The organism is Luteimicrobium subarcticum, from assembly GCF_002798015.1.
GTDB lineage: Bacteria > Actinomycetota > Actinomycetes > Actinomycetales > Cellulomonadaceae > Luteimicrobium > Luteimicrobium subarcticum.
On sequence record NZ_PGTZ01000007.1, the window covers coordinates 153,369 to 168,930 of the forward strand.

Here is a 15,562-nt window from a genome sequence, read left to right on the forward strand (position 1 = left end):
GCATCGTCCACCGATTCGGCGCGCGGAGGGTCGACGTGCCGTCCCGACCACGGGTGCTGCGGTGTGATCACCGGCATGAGAGTCCCCGCAGCACCGCCGTTCGTCCCGGAGGCCGTGGCCCAGGAGGGACTCGCGTCCGTCTCCCAGGTCAGGTCCGCCGGCCTCAGCGACCGGCGGCTCGGCACGCTCGTCGCGCACCGGGTGTGGACGCGTCCGGCGCGCGGCGTCTACGACACGACGCCGGCCGCCCCGCGCCCGCTGTCCGCGCTGCGTCGGCGCGCTGCCTGGCTGGCGCTCCTCGCCTACGGGCCTGAGGCGATCGCCGTCGGATCGTGCGCCCTGGCACTCCACGGGATCGAGGGTCTCCCGATGACGATCCGCCCCGAAGCCGCCCTGCCGGACGCCGATCGTCGCGAACCCCGATCGACGCTCCGTCTCAGGCGGTTCGACGACGGCGGGGGCCTCGCGTGATAGGACGGGGACGTGCCTGACGCCCACGACGCCAACGCCCTGTCCGACGCCCCTACCCCGTTCCACGACCTCGACGCGTACGTCGCGCTGCCGCGCGTCTCGGGCCTGACGCTGTCGCCGGACGGTTCGCGGCTCGTCACGACCGTCACGACGCTCGACCCGACGAAGACCCGCTACGTCACCGCGCTGTGGGACGTCGACCCCACGGGCGACGAGCCGGCGCGCCGGATCACGCGATCCCGCAAGGGCGAGTCGTCGGCGGTGTTCGCGGCGGACGGGTCGCTGCTGTTCACCTCCGCGCGCCCCGACCCGGCGCAGGCGGACGACGACGACGCCCCGGCCACCCTGTGGCTCCTGCCCGCGGACGGCGGTGAGGCGCGGGTGGTCGCGACAGCGCCCGGCGGGGTGGGCGCGGTGGTGACGGCGGCGGACACGCACGTCGTGTCGGTGACGTCGTCGCTGCTGCCGTCGGCGCGCGACCTCGATCACGACGAGGAGCTCCGCGCGGCCCGCAAGAAGGACAAGGTCGCGGCGATCCTGCACAGCACGTACCCGGTGCGGCACTGGGACCACGACCTGGGACCCGCGCGTCCGCACCGCCTCGTGGCGTCGCTCGCGGACCTGGACGGCGACGGTGCGGGCAGCCCGCTCGCGGCCGACGACGACCCGCGTCTGGACCTGCGGGACGTGACGCCCGCACCGGGCGTCGCGCTGACGGAGACGGGTGCCCCAGCGCTGAGCCCGGACGGCCGGACGCTCGTCACGTCCTGGTACGTGCCGACGCCGCGGGCGGGGATCCGGTCGACGCTCGTCGCGGTCGACACGCAGACCGGGGAGCGGTACACGCTGGTCGACGACCCGGGGGCGAACCTCGGCTCGCCGGTGGTGTCTCCGGACGGCCGCTTCGTGGCGTTCGTCCGCGAGACCCTGACGACGCCGGACCGGTCGCCCGACGTGACGCTGTCGGTCGTGGCGCTGGCGCCGAAGCAGGCGCCGCGGTCGCTGACGCGGCACTGGGACCGCTGGCCCACCGCTGCGACGTGGCTGCCGGACGGTTCGGGCCTGCTCGTCACCGCGGACGACGACGGCCGCGGCCCGGTCTTCCACGTGGCGGCGACGGGCGGCGGGATCGTCCCGGTGGAGCGGGTCACCGCGGACGACGCCGTGTTCACGGACGTCCAGGTGGCGCGCGACGGATCGGCGTTCTACGCGCTGCGGTCGAGCTACCTGGCGCCGCCGGAGCCGGTGCGCGTCGAGCTGCGCGACTTCCTCGCGGCGGACGAGGGGGCGCGCGAGCCCGTCGAGGCGACGCTGCTGCGCGGCCCGGTGCCCGCCTCCGAGCTGCCGGGCACTCTCGTCGAGGTGGAGACGCCCGCGTCGGACGACGTCCGCATCCGGGGGTGGCTCGCACTGCCGGAGGGGGCTTCGGCGGACGACCCGGCGCCGCTGGTCCTGTGGGCGCACGGCGGTCCGCTGAACTCGTGGAGCACGTGGTCGTGGCGCTGGAACCCCTGGCTGCTCGTCGCGGCGGGGTACGCGGTGCTGCTGCCCGACCCGGCCCTGTCGACGGGGTACGGCCGCGACTTCGTCCAGCGAGGGTGGGGCTCGTGGGGCGACAAGCCGTACACGGACCTCCTCGCGATCACGGACGCGGTCGAGGCGCGCGACGACGTCGACGCGACCCGCACGGGCATGATGGGCGGCTCGTTCGGCGGGTACATGGCGAACTGGATGGCAGGTCACACCGACCGGTTCCGCGGGATCGTGACGCATGCGTCGCTCTGGGCGCTCGACCAGTTCGGCCCGACGACGGACCACGCCTACTACTGGGAGCGCGAGGTGTCGGCCACGATGGCGGCCGAGCACTCGCCGCACCGGTACGTCGGCGAGATCCGCACCCCGATGCTCGTCGTGCACGGCGACAAGGACTACCGCGTGCCCGTCGGGGAGGGGCTGCGCCTGTGGCGCGAGCTGCTCACGTCGTCCGGGCTGCCGATGGCGGAGGACGGCTCGACGGTCCACCGGTTCCTGTACTTCCCGGACGAGAACCACTGGGTGCTCAGCCCGCAGCACGCGATCGTCTGGTACCGGGTGGTGCTGGCGTTCCTCGCCGAGCACGTGCTGGGCGTGACCCCGGACGACGACGCCCACCCGGGCCTGCCGGAGACGCTCGGCTGATCTGGCGGGCGGCGGCCCGTCGACGAGGGCCCGCACGCCCGGTCAGGCTGCGGGTGCGACGGACCGCGCGACGTCGACGAGCACGCCCGCGAGGTCTGCCGGCCGGGACAGCATCGGCCAGTGCCCGGTCGGCAGGTCGACCCAGTCGAGGGTGCGCACGTCGAGGAGCTCGGTGTGGAACGGGGCGTCGTGGCTCGCGACCGCCCGCAGGTCGCGTGCCGAGATGCTCGTGCACACCGCGGTCGCGGGGATGTCGAGCCGCGCCGGGTCGGCGACCTGGACGGGCGTGGTGGCGACCGCTGCGGGCTGCGGCTGCGCGAGCTCGCGGAACCGCGCGAGGCCGGCGTCGTCGATGCCGTCGACGCTCGACCCCTGAGCAGCCAGCTCGTCCCACGCCGGCAGGGGGATCTCGGTGCCGACGCCCGGGCCGGGCGGAGTGAGCCGGGCGCCGTCGACGAGGGGCCCGGAGTCGACGTAGACGACGTGCGCGACGCCCGCGTGGACGCGGTCGAGCACCTCGCCCACCAGTGCACCGCCCCCGCTGTGCCCGACGAGCACGACCGGTCCGTCGAGGCCGGTCACGACGTCCTGCACGGCACGGAGGTGGTCCTCGCGCGTGACGGCCGCGCGGGACTCCGGCGTGCTCTGCGGGGACAGCCCGGGCAGGTCGACCGCGTGCGGCACGAGGCCGGCAGCACGCAGCGGACCGGCGACCTCGTCCCACGCCCAGGGGCCGAGCCAGAATCCGGGGACCAGGACCACGTGCGTCGTCATGCTTCGATCCTCCCGCTGCGGACGTCGTGGTCAGACCTTCGCACGGCGGTGCGACACGATCAGGCAGGGATATCCGGTCGGGGGCCCGGCTCGATGACCAGAGCCGCCGCGTCGCGCTCCTCGACGTGCAGCGCGAACCCGGACACGAGCAGCACGATCCCGGTCGCGACGAGGTAGACGGACAGGGCGAGGGCGACGAGCGCCAGGTCGTCGATCGACTTCACCAGGACGAGCACGCCGAACGCGATCCACAGCAGCGACGTGGTGAGCCCCCACGCCCACGACGGTCGGCGATCGCGGTACGCGCGCCCGGCGGCGAACGCGCCGACGAGTCCCGCGACCAGCGCCCACACGGCGACGAGGTTCAGGACGAAGGTCACCGACTTGTCGGGCCAGACGACGACGGCGAGCCCGGCGACCACCGCGAGGACCGCGACGACGATCCGCCAGTACCGCGCCACGCCGCTGCCGCCGGCCCCGCGGACGCGTTCCGCCTCGACCAGCAGGATCACGGCCTGCAGCCAGAGCAGGACGGCGAGCAGCCACGTCATGACGTCGAGCGCCACGCTCGTCCACAGGTACATGACGACGCCGACGACGAGGAACAGTGCGCCGCGCACCATGGACGTCGCCCAGACGCGGCGCGCGACCTGGAACGTCGAGGCGGTGATGCTGGTGGGTGGGGTGTCGGGCACGGTGACCTCCTGAGGCGGACGCTAGCGCGCCCCGCCGACCCGCGCGCCCCGGCACGTGACCTTCCCCGTGGCCGGACCGCGTCGCTACCCTGCGAGGGTGGCCGGTTCCGCGGGCTGCCCCGCGCACCCCGAGTGGGCGGGCCTGGTCTGCCAGACCACCACCGGGGAGACCACCGCGTCCGTCCCGGTCGATGCCACCACCGCGTACACGCTGTGGGGGGATGCGAAGACGCAGACCGAGACGAAGGGCTCAACGGTCCGCACCACCACGACGACGTTCGACCCGGCGGGCCGTCCCACCCTGGTGCACACCGCCGTGGCCGGGCTGTCCGGCTCCACCCCGGTGGACGACACGTTCACCCACTACAGCTCGACCACAGGGGCTGTGGACTACTCGGGCACGCAGAACCCGTCCACCCACGCCGAGACCGGGCGAGTCTCGACCGGATACGACGCCTGGGGCCGCACCATCGCCTACACCGACGGCAACGGCGTCGTGACCTCGACGACCTACGCCGCCCCCGGCGCGAACGGTGCCGGGTCCGTGTCCTCGGAGTCGACGAAGAACGCCGCCCAGGCTGTGGTCTCGTCTACCGCCTACACCTACGACAGCTCGGGGAACACGACCAAGCAGGGCACCACGATCGGGTCCAGGTCGTTCACCTACGGCGCGACGTATGACACGGTGGGGGACATGGTCACCCAGACCCTGCCGGGTGGTGTCACCCAGACGAACGCGTACTCGCGCGACGGGCAGCCCACCGGCATGGAGTACGACGGCACCGCCGCCGACGGCTCCAGTGTCGCGATGCTGGCGTGGACCATGGTGTCCGACGCGCAGGGCAGGACCACGCAGGTCGACACGAACGCCGCGGTGGGGACCGACGGCACCCAGACCGCGGAGCGGACCCTGAGGTACGGGTACGACAACGCGGGCCGGCTCACCGACGTGACCGACACTCGCGGTGACGTGTGTCAGGACCGGGCGTACGGGTTCGACAGCGACGGCAACCGGACCGCGCAGACCACCACCACCGTCACCGGTGAGGACTGCACCGTCACGGCGAACACCACGGCCGCGGTCACCAAGACCTGGACCTACGACAGCGCGGACCGCATCACCAAGGACGCCGCCGTCCACGCCGTGGTCACCACCACCGACGACGGCGGCAACGCCACCACCGCCACCACCGACACCGGTGGCGCCACCGCCTACACGTACGACGCGCTCGGGCGGGTCACGACCCTGCCCGCGGGGGACACCCCGGCAGCACAGTCAGCTGAAGCCACGGGGCAGCCGGTCGCCGCGGGTGACGTCAGCATCGGGTACTACGACACCGACGCGGCCCGCACCACGTCCGCGGGTGGGACCACGACGACGTACGGGCTGGACCCGGCCGGGCGCCGGGGGACCTCCACGGTCACCAAGTCGGGTGCGGACACGGTGTCCACGGTCATGGACTTCGGCGACGACTCGGACAACCCGTCCTACGCCACCCAGACGGTGGGAACGAACGCTCCGATCGTGTCGGTGTATGGGTCGTCGATCGGGGGTGACCTCGGGTTCAACACCACCGGGGACACAGCCACGCTGGACCTCGCGGACCCGCACGGCGACACCATCACCACCATGACCATCCCCACCGCGGGGAACCTCGCCCTGCTCGCCTCGCCCATCCAGGCGTTCGACGAGTACGGCAACACCTGCACCGACCTCACCACCACCGGCGACGACGGCAACCTCACAGACGGGTCGACCACCACCAGCTCGGCCACCGGCGCCATCCACTACGGCGCCCTGGGCGCCAAGCAACGCGCCACCGACACCACCGGCCTCACCCTCATGGGCGCACGCCTCTACAACCCCACTACCGGCCAGTTCACCTCCACCGACCCCGTCGCCGGCGGAAACTCCACCGCGTACGCCTACCCCCAAGACCCCATCAACAGCTTCGACCTCAACGGACAATGGGGATGGCGAAAGGCTTGGCATCGGACAACTCATTGGGTATCGAAGCATCGGCGTGGTCTCACACACTTTGGTCTGAGCCTTGCCTGGGGGATCGGTACGGGGCTCGCCGTCGGTGCGCTCTGCGCCGGCACGGCTGGATTCGGTTGCGCAGTTGGAGCGGGGGTTGCCATCTCAATGTGGCAGGTTCCGGGACACCTTGCGATCGATCGGGCCTACCATCACAAGACTTCAGGGCGAGAGGCAATCGGTTATCTTCGAGGGTCGATTCAGAATGGAATCAAGGGGCCTTACCAGTCGCATTACGTGACGAAGCCTCTGTGGCATCGGACGAAGTCGTACGCCAGTCGTCTGAAGTTCTGGTAGGGGAGTGGGATGAGCGACGATTCGACAGAACTGAGTGGATGGACGGCACTCTGGGCGCTCGGCCTGCTCGCCCTTGGGGCAGCTGCCACCTACACCACGATGTCTGGGCCCCTGATGCTTTCTATCGTGCTCTCAGTCCTCGAGGCCGCCGGGATAATCCTGTTTGTCCTCCGGGCGCGAAGGCGTGCGCGAGAAAAGGATGCGCGGTGAGCTCACGGTTCTCGGTCAAGCATGCGCTGGTAGGAGGCGCGGCGGCAGCCGCTGTTGGAATAGTCGCTGTGGCCGCACTAGCGCTACTTCCGAGTCATCTGGGGGCAGTCCTCGCCGGTGCGCTGGCGATATTCGTCATTGGGTCATTGGTGGCCGCACGTGCTCGGCGTCGGTCGCGCTAGATCGTGATGTTCGGGAATGCTTGATGAACCAAATCCATGACCAGGCGATCTGAAGGGCTCTTGGTGTCAACGCCGGACGAAAATGGACCCCTGCTGCTCACGGTCGAGGTCGCCGTGGTCGGGGACTGCTGCAGGTTCGGTTGACACCTGACTTGTGGGGACGTGTGTCCCTGCTGGAAGGATGTGTGCTGTGCCTGCACCCCACCCCCAGGAGTTCCGTGACGACGCGGTCGCGCTGGCCCGTAAGGGCGATGCCCCGGTCTCGAAGATCGCCAAGGACCTCGGGATCTCCGAGTCCTGCCTGCGCAACTGGATGCGCGCCGCTGATGTCGAGGCCGGCAACCGCGAGGGCGTGACCGCCAAGGAGTCGGCCGAGCTGCGCGAGCTGCGTAAGCGCAACCGGCTGTTGGAGCAGGAGAACGAGATCTTGCGGCGGGCGGCGGCCTACTTCGCCAGGGAGATCTCCCCAAAATGACCTACCCGCTGGTCCGTGACCTTGCCGCCGACGGTTACCCCGTCGCGGTGACCTGCCGGGTGCTGAAGTTCTCCAGGGCCGGTTACTACGCCTGGTGCAAGGACCCGCTCACCGACCGCGACCTGGAAGACGCCTACTTGACCAACGCGGCGATCGACGCCCACAAAGACGACCCGGAGTTCGGGTATCGGCTGGTGGCCGACGAGCTGCGCGGCGCCGGGCACGAGGTCGGCGACCGGCGGGTGTGGCGGCTGTGCTCGGCGGCGGGTGTTTCCTCGACCCACTCGCGCAAACGCGGATCCGGCAAGCGGCCCGGCCCGCCGGTGCACGACGACCTGGTCAAGCGCCAGTTCACCGCCTCGCGACCGAACGAGCTGTGGTTGACCGACATCACCGAGCACTGGACCGACCAGGGCAAGGTCTACTGCTGCGCGATCAAGGACGTCTACTCGAACAAGATCGTCGGGTACTCGATCAGCGACCGGATGAAGTCGCGCCTGGCCGTCGACGCACTCGAGAGCGCCGTGCGGCGCCGCGGCGGCCCGCAGACGGTGACCGGGTGCGTGGTGCACTCGGACAGAGGCAGCCAATTCCGATCTAGGAAATTCGTTGCTGCGATCAACCGCAACGGGCTGCGTGGGTCGATGGGCCGTGTCGGGGCCGCGGGCGACAACGCCGCGATGGAATCGTTCTTCGCCCTGCTCCAGAAGAACGTCCTGAACCGGCACCGCTGGTCCACCCGCAACGAGCTACGCCACGCAATCGTGTCCTGGATCGAGCGCACCTACCACCACCGGCGCCGCCAAGCCCGCCTCGGTCGCCTCACCCCGGTCGAGTTTGAGACCATCTACGCGGTCGCCTCAGCGGCCTAAACGCAAGTGAATCGAAGTGTCAACGAAACTTGCAGCAGTCCCCAGTTCGACGGGCCTGCGTTCCTCGACCTGACCCCGTGGGGCGGGCCTGGGCAGGACGCCTGGGCCGCCTACGACGCGCGCTCGTGGAGCCGGTTCGACACCGCCGGTGGTTCGACCCTGTACTTCAGCCAGACCCGTCGAGGCGCGTTCTCCGAGACGATCCAGGACTACCGCCCCACGCCCGGCCGCCAGGGTGCTTTCGAGCGCACGGCCGCGAACCTCGGTATGAGCGCCGACGACCTGTACGAGGCTGTCCGGGACGAATGGTCCGAGGCGGCGTTCATGCAGATCGGTCATCTCCCCCGTGCGTTTCGTCAAGCCCGCGCCCTGTTCACCGTCACGATCAACGAGGATGGGTGGTGGATCGCCCCCGAGCATGCCGACTCCCGATACGCCCTCGCCGCCCAGCTCGACGACCCCGCCCAGACCCTCGGGCATGAGCACCTGGACCGCCACACGATCCTCGGCCACGACCGCCGCTTCACGACCACGCTCGCGTCGATGATGCGCGACGCGGTCCTGGATGACGGCACCCTGCCGCTCGGCGCGGCGTGGCAGTCCGACCCCGGCTGGGACCTTTCATATGCCTACTGGATGCGTTCGCGTGACGACGGTCTCGACGACAAACCATCCGACCCCACCGCCGACTCGGGCCAGGAGATCAGCGATCTCGACCCCGACCTCCTCGAGATCGCTGGGAAGTACCGCATAAAGCTGCACTGACCAGCGCCGCCGATACGATGCTCGAGCTCGGTCGCGGGATGGCCCTCGTCGGACGCCAGGTGCGCCTGACCGTGCTCGCCCGCCAAAGGCCACCGTCCATCGACCTCGACCACTCCCAACGGGCAGCGAGCACGGCCACGCGTTGACGGCTGATCCCGAGCTCGCGCGCGAGCTCGACGGACGACCAGGTTCGGCTTACGCGTCCACCGTTTCGGCCGAGCGTCGAGCCCGTTGCGACCCGGTCGACTGCTCGATCCGGCACCTGCGACAGCGACGTCAGCCGTCGGCCAAGACGTACGTGTTCGCCGCGTCGTACAGGTGCCCCTGAGGGCAGCGGGTCTTGGCTCGTTGGTTGTCGCCTGGCGAACCGGGCTCAGGGGTGCCGGTCCGCTCGAGACGCTGGCAGTACACCATGCACAGCCCGTGCGCGTGGTGCGCGAGATGCGCCCGTCGTCGACGCCGAGCGCGTCTCCGCAAGCTCGACCGTCGTCGACACGCCGATAAGGCTGCCACACCCCGGTCCGCTCGCCGTCGTCGTCGGGGTGGTCCGCGGTCCGGTGGGCCGGTCCGCTCGCCGTCGTCGTCGGGGTGGTCCGCGGTCCGGTGGGCCGGTCCGCTCGCCGTCGTCGTCGGGGTGGTCCGCGGTCCGGTGGGCCGGTCCGCTCGCCGTCGTCGTCGGGGTGGTCCGCGGTCCGGTGGGCCGGTCCGCTCGCCGTCGTCGTCGGGGTGGTCCGCGGTCCGGTGGGCCGGTCCGCTCGCCGTCGTCGTCCCAGGGGCGTAGCCCCTTCCTGGGCTTTGGAAGGGGACGACCCTCTGCCCGCCTCATCGTGCCCAGTCAGGCGGAGCAGAGGCGGAGCAGGCGGAGCAGAGGCGGAGCAGGCGGAGCAGAGGCGGAGTAGCGTGCGAACACCGCGCTCAGCAGGATTGTGGTCGGTTGTCATCGGCACCGAGCCCGACGACTGCGCGGACCCGTCAACCGCCGTCCACCCCGAGGTCGATCCCTTGGGACTCACGACTCGGATCGTCGTACCCGAGTTCGCCGTCAACGCCGCCACCTCGCCGGCGTTGCCCGGGTCCTACCCGAAGCCCGTTCGCGGAACGCTGACAGAAGGGGGCGATACTGCCATGGAGTTACCTCACCACGCCCCCGCGGGCAGTACGGCACCGACGCCCCCTGGGTCGTCTGGATGTGGGCGGGGTTCGCCGTCCTGTACGCGACGCTCGCGGTCCTGAACCTCACGCTCGGGAACGGCCTCACGTGGGTGCCGGTGCTGCTCCTCGGGCTCGCCGCCTGCTTCGTGGTGGGCGGCGCGCTGTACCTGCACGCGTCGCGTCGCGGGAAGTTCGTCGTCTGGGACGAGCTGCTCGCGGGCGTCCCCGCACCGGGGCGCGCGCTCGACCTGGGGTGCGGACGTGGCGCGGTCGCGATCATGACGGCCCTCCGGTTCCCGGCAGCGGAGGTCGACGGGATCGATCTGTGGCGCAGCGTCGACCAGTCGGGGAACTCGCCCGCCGCCGCCGCCGCCCACGTCCGCGCCAACGGCGTCGACGACCGGGTCGCGTTCACCACGGGCGACATGACGGAGCTGCCGTACGAGGACGCGTCGTTCGACCTCGTCACCGCGAGCCTGTCGATCCACAACATCCCGACGCGCGACGGCCGCGACCAGACGGTCGCCGAGGCGTGGCGCGTCCTGCGCCCGGGCGGGACGCTCGTCGTCCTCGACATCTCGAAGGCGCGCGAGTGCGCCGAGCGCCTCCGCGCGCTCGGCGCGGAACCCACCACGCCCCGGGACGTCGGCTGGCGCGTCTGGTGGAGCGGCCCGTGGATGGCGACCCGTGTGGTGACCGCCACCCGTCCGTGACACCGGAGCCCGCCGCCCGGCTGGGACACTGGGGTGTGACCACCGCACCACCCCGCCTGCCCCGTGTCCGCGCGTCCGAGCTCGTCGGGCGCGGCTGGCTCAACACCGGCGGCAAGGACGTCACGCTCGCCGACCTGCGCGGGCGCGTCGTCCTGCTCGACTTCTGGACGTTCTGCTGCATCAACTGCCTGCACGTCCTCGACGAGCTGCGCGACCTCGAGCAGCGGTTCGGTGACGTCCTCACGATCGTGGGCGTCCACTCGCCCAAGTTCGAGCACGAGGCCGACCCGGTGGCGCTCGCCGCCGCCGTCGAACGGTACGAGGTCCACCACCCCGTGCTCGACGACCCCGACCTCGTCACCTGGCAGGCGTACACCGCGCGTGCCTGGCCGACGCTCGTCGTCGTCGACCCCGAGGGGTACGTCGTCGCGCAGATGGCGGGCGAGGGACATGCCGCGAACGTCGAGGCGCTGGTCGCCGAGCTCGTCGCCGAGCACCGGGCGAAGGGGACGCTGCGTGAGGGCGACGGCCCGTACGTCCCGCCGGAGCCGACCGCCGGGACCCTGCGGTTCCCCGCGAAGGCCGTCGCCCTGCCCGGCGGGAACCTGCTCGTCGCCGACGCCGGGCACCACGCGCTCACCGAGCTCGCGCCCGACGGCGAGACGCTCGTCCGACGCGTCGGCTCGGGGGAGCGCGGGCTCGTGGACGGCGGCCCCGACGACGGCCGGTTCGCCGAGCCGGGCGGGCTCGCGCTCGTTCCCGCCGACCTGCGCGGCACGCTCGGCTACGACGTCGTCGTGGCCGACACCGCGAACCACGTGCTGCGCGGGGTCCGTCTCGCGGACGGCACGGTGACGACCCTCGCGGGCACCGGCGACCAGTACATGGTGGGCGCGCCGGACAACGTCGACCCCGAGCGGGGCGTCCGGCTGTCGTCGCCGTGGGACGTCCTGTGGGTGCCGGACCTCGGGGCGTTCGTCGTCGCGATGGCCGGGAACCACACGCTCTGGACGTTCGACCCCGTCGCCGGGACGATCACGCAGCTCGCCGGGACGATGAACGAGGGGCTGCAGGACGGTCCGCTCGCCGGCGCGTGGTTCGCGCAGCCGTCCGGGCTGGCGCTCGCGCTCGACGACGACGGGCGCCCCGGACGCGTCTGGGTCGCCGACTCCGAGACGTCCGCCGTCCGCTGGTTCGACCCGCGCCGTGACACGGATGGCGCGACCGGTGCCGTCACCGTGCACACGGCCGTCGGGCAGGGGCTGTTCGACTTCGGGCACCGCGACGGAGCCGCGGACCAGGCGCTCCTGCAGCACCCGCTCGGCGTGGCCGCCCTGCCCGACGGGTCCGTCCTCGTCGCCGACACCTACAACGGAGCGGTCCGTCGCGTCGTCCCGGCGCGGGACGGGACGACCGGCCAGGTGACCACGCTCGCCACCGGTCTCGCGGAGCCCAGCGGGCTCGTCGTGCTCGTCGACGGCGCGCCGTGGGCGCCCGGTCGGCCGGGCGACGGTCCGGTCGGGGCGCGGCTGGACGTGCTCGTCGTCGAGTCGGCCGCCCACCGGCTCACCCGTGTCGCGCTCCCCGCGGACCTCGTGGGCGACGTCCTCGACGGCGGTGCCCGTCGCACGCAGCGGCCCGTGACCGAGATCGTCGCCGGCGCGCTGCGGCTCGAGGTGCCGTTCCGTCCGGCGCCCGGGCAGAAGCTCGACGACCGGTACGGACCGTCGACGCGGCTGCGCGTGTCCAGCACCCCGCCCGAGCTGCTGCTCGCCGGCGCGGGGGACGGCACCGACCTCGCCCGCGACCTCGTCGTCAACCCCGACGTCGACGGCGGGGTGCTGCACGTGACCGCGCAGGCCGCGTCCTGCGACGCGGACCCCGCGATCGAGTTCCCCGCCTGCCACCTCGCACAGCAGGACTGGGGCGTGCCGGTGCGCGTGGTCCCCACGGCGGGGGAGCCGGCGCTCACGCTGCCGCTCCTCGGCTGAGGTACCCCGGCTGACGTCCCTCGGTCGACGTACCGCGACCGGCAGGCGAACCGGTAGGTTTCGCCCATGCTGACGTGGGGCAAGGGGTGGGGGAACCGCGAGCTCGTGCTCGACGGCGCGACGGTCGGGGTGTTCCAGCAGGGCACGTTCCGCGAGCGGGCGGAGATCGACCTGCCCGACGGACGCTGGACGTTCGCGAAGCAGTTCGGCGGCGACATCGTCGGGACGGGGCCGCTCGGTGACGCCGGCCCGCGGTTCGTCGCCCGGAAGACGTCGTTCTGGACGTACTCGTGGACCGTGTGGACGCCCGTCGCGACGTACGAGCTGAAGAGCGGGTTCTTCGCGAGCGGCTTCGACGTGCTGCGCGACGGCGTGGGCATCGGCTCCGCGGGCCGCGCCGGGACGTTCACGAACCGGTTCTCGCTCGACCTGCCGCCCGACGTCCCGCTGCAGGACCAGGTGTTCCTGCTGTGGGTCGTCGAGGCGTCCGAGCGGAGGCGCGACAGCAGCAGCGCGGCGGGCGCGTCGACCTGACCGGTTCACGTCGTGCCGCGCGCTCGGGTGAGGATGGGGGGTGTGACCTCCCCGCTGCCTTCTCCCGCGCTGCCCACTCCGCCGTCGCTCGTCCTGCTCGACCTCGACGGCACCCTCACCGACTCCGCGCCCGGGATCATGGGGTCGATGCGGCACGCCCTGGCCGAGGCCGGGTTCCCCGTCCCGGACGACGAGCGGCTCCGCGCGATCGTGGGCCCGCCGCTGCACGAGTCGCTGCTGCTCCTCGGGGTGCCGCAGGACCGGGTGGACGAGCTGATCGGGCTGTACCGGGCGGCGTTCGTCGCCGGCGGGATGTTCGACAACGCCGTGTTCCCCGGGATCCCGGAGGCGCTCGGCGCGCTGCAGGACGCGGGCGTCCGCATGGTCGTCGCGACGTCGAAGCCCGAGGTCTACGCCCGGCAGATCGTCGAGCACTTCGGTCTCGCCCCATACCTCGACGGCGGGGTCGACGGCGTCTTCGGGGCCGACGCGGACGGTGGCCCGCGCAGCGCCAAGGCGCAGGTCGTCGCGCACGCGCTCGCGTCCGTGGCGGCGCGCCGTGCCGCGGCCGGCGAGCCGATGCCCGCGGCCGACGCCACGGTGATGGTCGGCGACCGGGAGCACGACGTCCTCGGCGCCCGCGAGCACGGCCTGCGCACGGTCTCCGTCGGCTGGGGCTACGCGGTGCCGGGGGAGATCGAGGAGGCCGGGCCCGCCGCCACCGTGGCGACGCCGGCCGAGCTCGTGCACCTGCTCGTCGCCTGACCGTCCGGGGAACGTCACCCCGGGGACGGCGCGGTGACACGCGTGGCGGGAGTATCCTGAACGACGGTCCGGGCGTCGCCCGGCACGGGACCGCAGCCGCGAGCTGCACGGACGAGGGGAGGTCGCGATGCGCAGCGAACCTCCCAGTGATAGTCGCCGCCATGTCGATGGCACTCGCGTCCGCATGCCTGCTGGCATGACCTTCCTCGCCTGACCGTCCCTCCCGGACCGTCGGCCGCCACGGCTTGTGCCCGGCGCCCGACGGTGGCCGCTGCGGACGGTCGGCCGCGCTGCCCCGGAGCCCGTCATGACCGACCGTCCCATCACCCGTCTCGCCTCCCTCGCGACGCGTCGTCCGCGCCGTCGCGACGACCTCGCGAACCGTCCCCACGTGCCCGTCGTGCCGATCGACGACACGCCGCGCCAGGTGTCGAGCATCGTCGACGCCGCGATCTACGAGAAGGGTCGTCGCGTCGAGACGCCGCCCACGCTCGGCGACACGTTCCGCGGTCTGCGCGCCCACGAGGACGCCATGGCGTGGATCGGCCTGTACCGGCCGAGCCCGCAGGACCTCACCCGGCTGGCGGTCGAGTTCGACCTGCACGAGCTCGCGGTCGAGGACGCGATCGTCGCGCACCAGCGGCCCAAGCTGGAGCGGTACGGCGACACCCTGTTCGTCGTGCTCCGTGCCGCCCGGTACGTGGACGAGCGTGAAGAGGTCGAGTTCGGCGAGCTGCACGTCTTCGTCGGCCCGGACTTCGTGGTGACCGTCCGGCACGCCGAGTCGCCGAACCTCACGACGGTGCGCCGTCGCACGGAGGCCGACCCGTCGATGCTGGCCCGCGGGCCCGAGGCGGTGCTGTACGCGATCCTCGACGCCGTCGTCGACGGGTACGCGCCCGTCGTCGCGGGCCTGGAGAACGACATCGACGAGATCGAGACCGAGGTGTTCGGCGGCGACGCGGCCGTGTCCCGACGCATCTACGAGCTGTCGCGCGAGGTCGTGGAGTTCCAGCGTGCGGTCCGTCCGCTGCGGCAGATCCTCTCGGCGCTGCGTGCCGGGTTCGACAAGTACGCGATCGACGAGGAGCTCCAGTCGTACCTGCGCGACGTCGCCGACCACGCGACCGAGGTCGCGGAGCGCATCGACTCGTTCCGGGTGGCGCTGCGCGACATCCTCACGGTGAACGCGACGCTCGTGTCGCAGCGGCAGAACGAGGAGATGCGGGCGCTGTCGGAGGCGTCGAACGCCCAGAACGAGGAGGTCAAGAAGATCTCCGCGTGGGCCGCCATCCTCTTCGCGCCGACGCTCGTCGGCACGATCTACGGCATGAACTTCGAGGACATGCCCGAGCTGTCGTGGCACTGGGGGTACCCGCTCGCGCTGCTCGGCATGGCGGCGGTGAGCGTCGTGCTGTGGGGCGTGTTCAAGCTGCGCCGCTGGATCTGA

Annotated in this window: 12 protein-coding genes; 10 read left to right on the forward strand and 2 right to left on the reverse strand. The window is 72.0% G+C overall.

What is annotated here, in order from left to right; all coding sequences use genetic code 11:
* Positions 1-75: 75 nt before the first annotated feature.
* Positions 76-471 carry a type IV toxin-antitoxin system AbiEi family antitoxin domain-containing protein gene (locus CLV34_RS05820; RefSeq protein ID WP_157803727.1) on the forward strand — a complete coding sequence of 132 codons (396 nt, stop codon included), beginning with the start codon at positions 76-78 and terminating at the stop codon, positions 469-471.
* Between the two features lie 12 nt (positions 472-483).
* Positions 484-2,649 (forward strand): S9 family peptidase, encoded by a 2,166-nt coding sequence (locus CLV34_RS05825; RefSeq protein ID WP_245859026.1) that lies wholly within the window; start codon positions 484-486, stop codon positions 2,647-2,649.
* A 42-nt stretch (positions 2,650-2,691) separates the two neighbouring features.
* Here the strand turns inward: CLV34_RS05825 and CLV34_RS05830 are convergent, their stop codons facing one another.
* Together CLV34_RS05830 and CLV34_RS05835 are read right to left on the reverse strand one after the other, a co-directional pair.
* Positions 2,692-3,423 (reverse strand): alpha/beta fold hydrolase, encoded by a 732-nt coding sequence (locus CLV34_RS05830; protein WP_100349354.1) that lies wholly within the window; start codon positions 3,421-3,423, stop codon positions 2,692-2,694.
* A gap of 59 nt (positions 3,424-3,482) precedes the next feature.
* Complete coding sequence (locus CLV34_RS05835; protein ID WP_157803728.1) at positions 3,483-4,118, reverse strand: HdeD family acid-resistance protein; 636 nt, start codon at positions 4,116-4,118, stop codon at positions 3,483-3,485.
* Positions 4,119-4,215: 97 nt separating this feature from the next.
* Here CLV34_RS05835 and CLV34_RS17175 point away from each other — a divergent pair, with 97 nt between their 5' ends.
* The 8 genes from CLV34_RS17175 (at position 4,216) to CLV34_RS05875 (ending at position 15,562) form a co-directional block, all read left to right on the forward strand.
* Complete coding sequence (locus CLV34_RS17175) at positions 4,216-6,453, forward strand: RHS repeat-associated core domain-containing protein (RefSeq protein WP_100349356.1); 2,238 nt, start codon at positions 4,216-4,218, stop codon at positions 6,451-6,453.
* Positions 6,454-7,035: 582 nt separating this feature from the next.
* A protein-coding gene (locus tag CLV34_RS05845) for an IS3 family transposase (RefSeq protein WP_425436185.1) occupies positions 7,036-8,192 on the forward strand; the annotation gives its coding sequence in 2 pieces (ribosomal slippage) (positions 7,036-7,309 and positions 7,309-8,192; 1,158 coding nt in all).
* A gap of 6 nt (positions 8,193-8,198) precedes the next feature.
* The gene (locus CLV34_RS05850) at positions 8,199-8,957 is read left to right on the forward strand and encodes a hypothetical protein (RefSeq protein WP_100349357.1); all 759 of its coding nucleotides are present in this window, start codon (positions 8,199-8,201) and stop codon (positions 8,955-8,957) included.
* 1,187 nt (positions 8,958-10,144) lie between these two features.
* Positions 10,145-10,822 (forward strand): class I SAM-dependent methyltransferase, encoded by a 678-nt coding sequence (locus tag CLV34_RS05855; protein WP_100349358.1) that lies wholly within the window; start codon positions 10,145-10,147, stop codon positions 10,820-10,822.
* 35 nt (positions 10,823-10,857) lie between these two features.
* A complete protein-coding gene (locus CLV34_RS05860; RefSeq protein ID WP_100349359.1) occupies positions 10,858-12,813 on the forward strand; it encodes an NHL domain-containing thioredoxin family protein in 1,956 nt (651 codons plus the stop codon).
* Between the two features lie 66 nt (positions 12,814-12,879).
* The gene (locus CLV34_RS05865; protein WP_100349360.1) at positions 12,880-13,347 is read left to right on the forward strand and encodes a hypothetical protein; all 468 of its coding nucleotides are present in this window, start codon (positions 12,880-12,882) and stop codon (positions 13,345-13,347) included.
* 42 nt (positions 13,348-13,389) lie between these two features.
* Positions 13,390-14,112 carry an HAD hydrolase-like protein gene (locus CLV34_RS05870; RefSeq protein ID WP_245859030.1) on the forward strand — a complete coding sequence of 241 codons (723 nt, stop codon included), beginning with the start codon at positions 13,390-13,392 and terminating at the stop codon, positions 14,110-14,112.
* Positions 14,113-14,419: 307 nt separating this feature from the next.
* Complete coding sequence (locus tag CLV34_RS05875) at positions 14,420-15,562, forward strand: magnesium and cobalt transport protein CorA (RefSeq protein WP_100349856.1); 1,143 nt, start codon at positions 14,420-14,422, stop codon at positions 15,560-15,562.

Excerpts from the sequence above, each read along its gene's own strand:
- CLV34_RS05875 (WP_100349856.1), top strand. The coding sequence starts at position 14,420 with ATGACCGACCGTCCCATCACCCGTCTCGCCTCCCTCGCGACGCGTCGT.
- CLV34_RS05865 (WP_100349360.1), top strand. The coding sequence starts at position 12,880 with ATGCTGACGTGGGGCAAGGGGTGGGGGAACCGCGAGCTCGTGCTCGAC.
- CLV34_RS05820 (WP_157803727.1), top strand. The coding sequence starts at position 76 with ATGAGAGTCCCCGCAGCACCGCCGTTCGTCCCGGAGGCCGTGGCCCAG.
- CLV34_RS05830 (WP_100349354.1), bottom strand. The coding sequence starts at position 3,423 with ATGACGACGCACGTGGTCCTGGTCCCCGGATTCTGGCTCGGCCCCTGG.
- CLV34_RS05855 (WP_100349358.1), top strand. The coding sequence starts at position 10,145 with ATGTGGGCGGGGTTCGCCGTCCTGTACGCGACGCTCGCGGTCCTGAAC.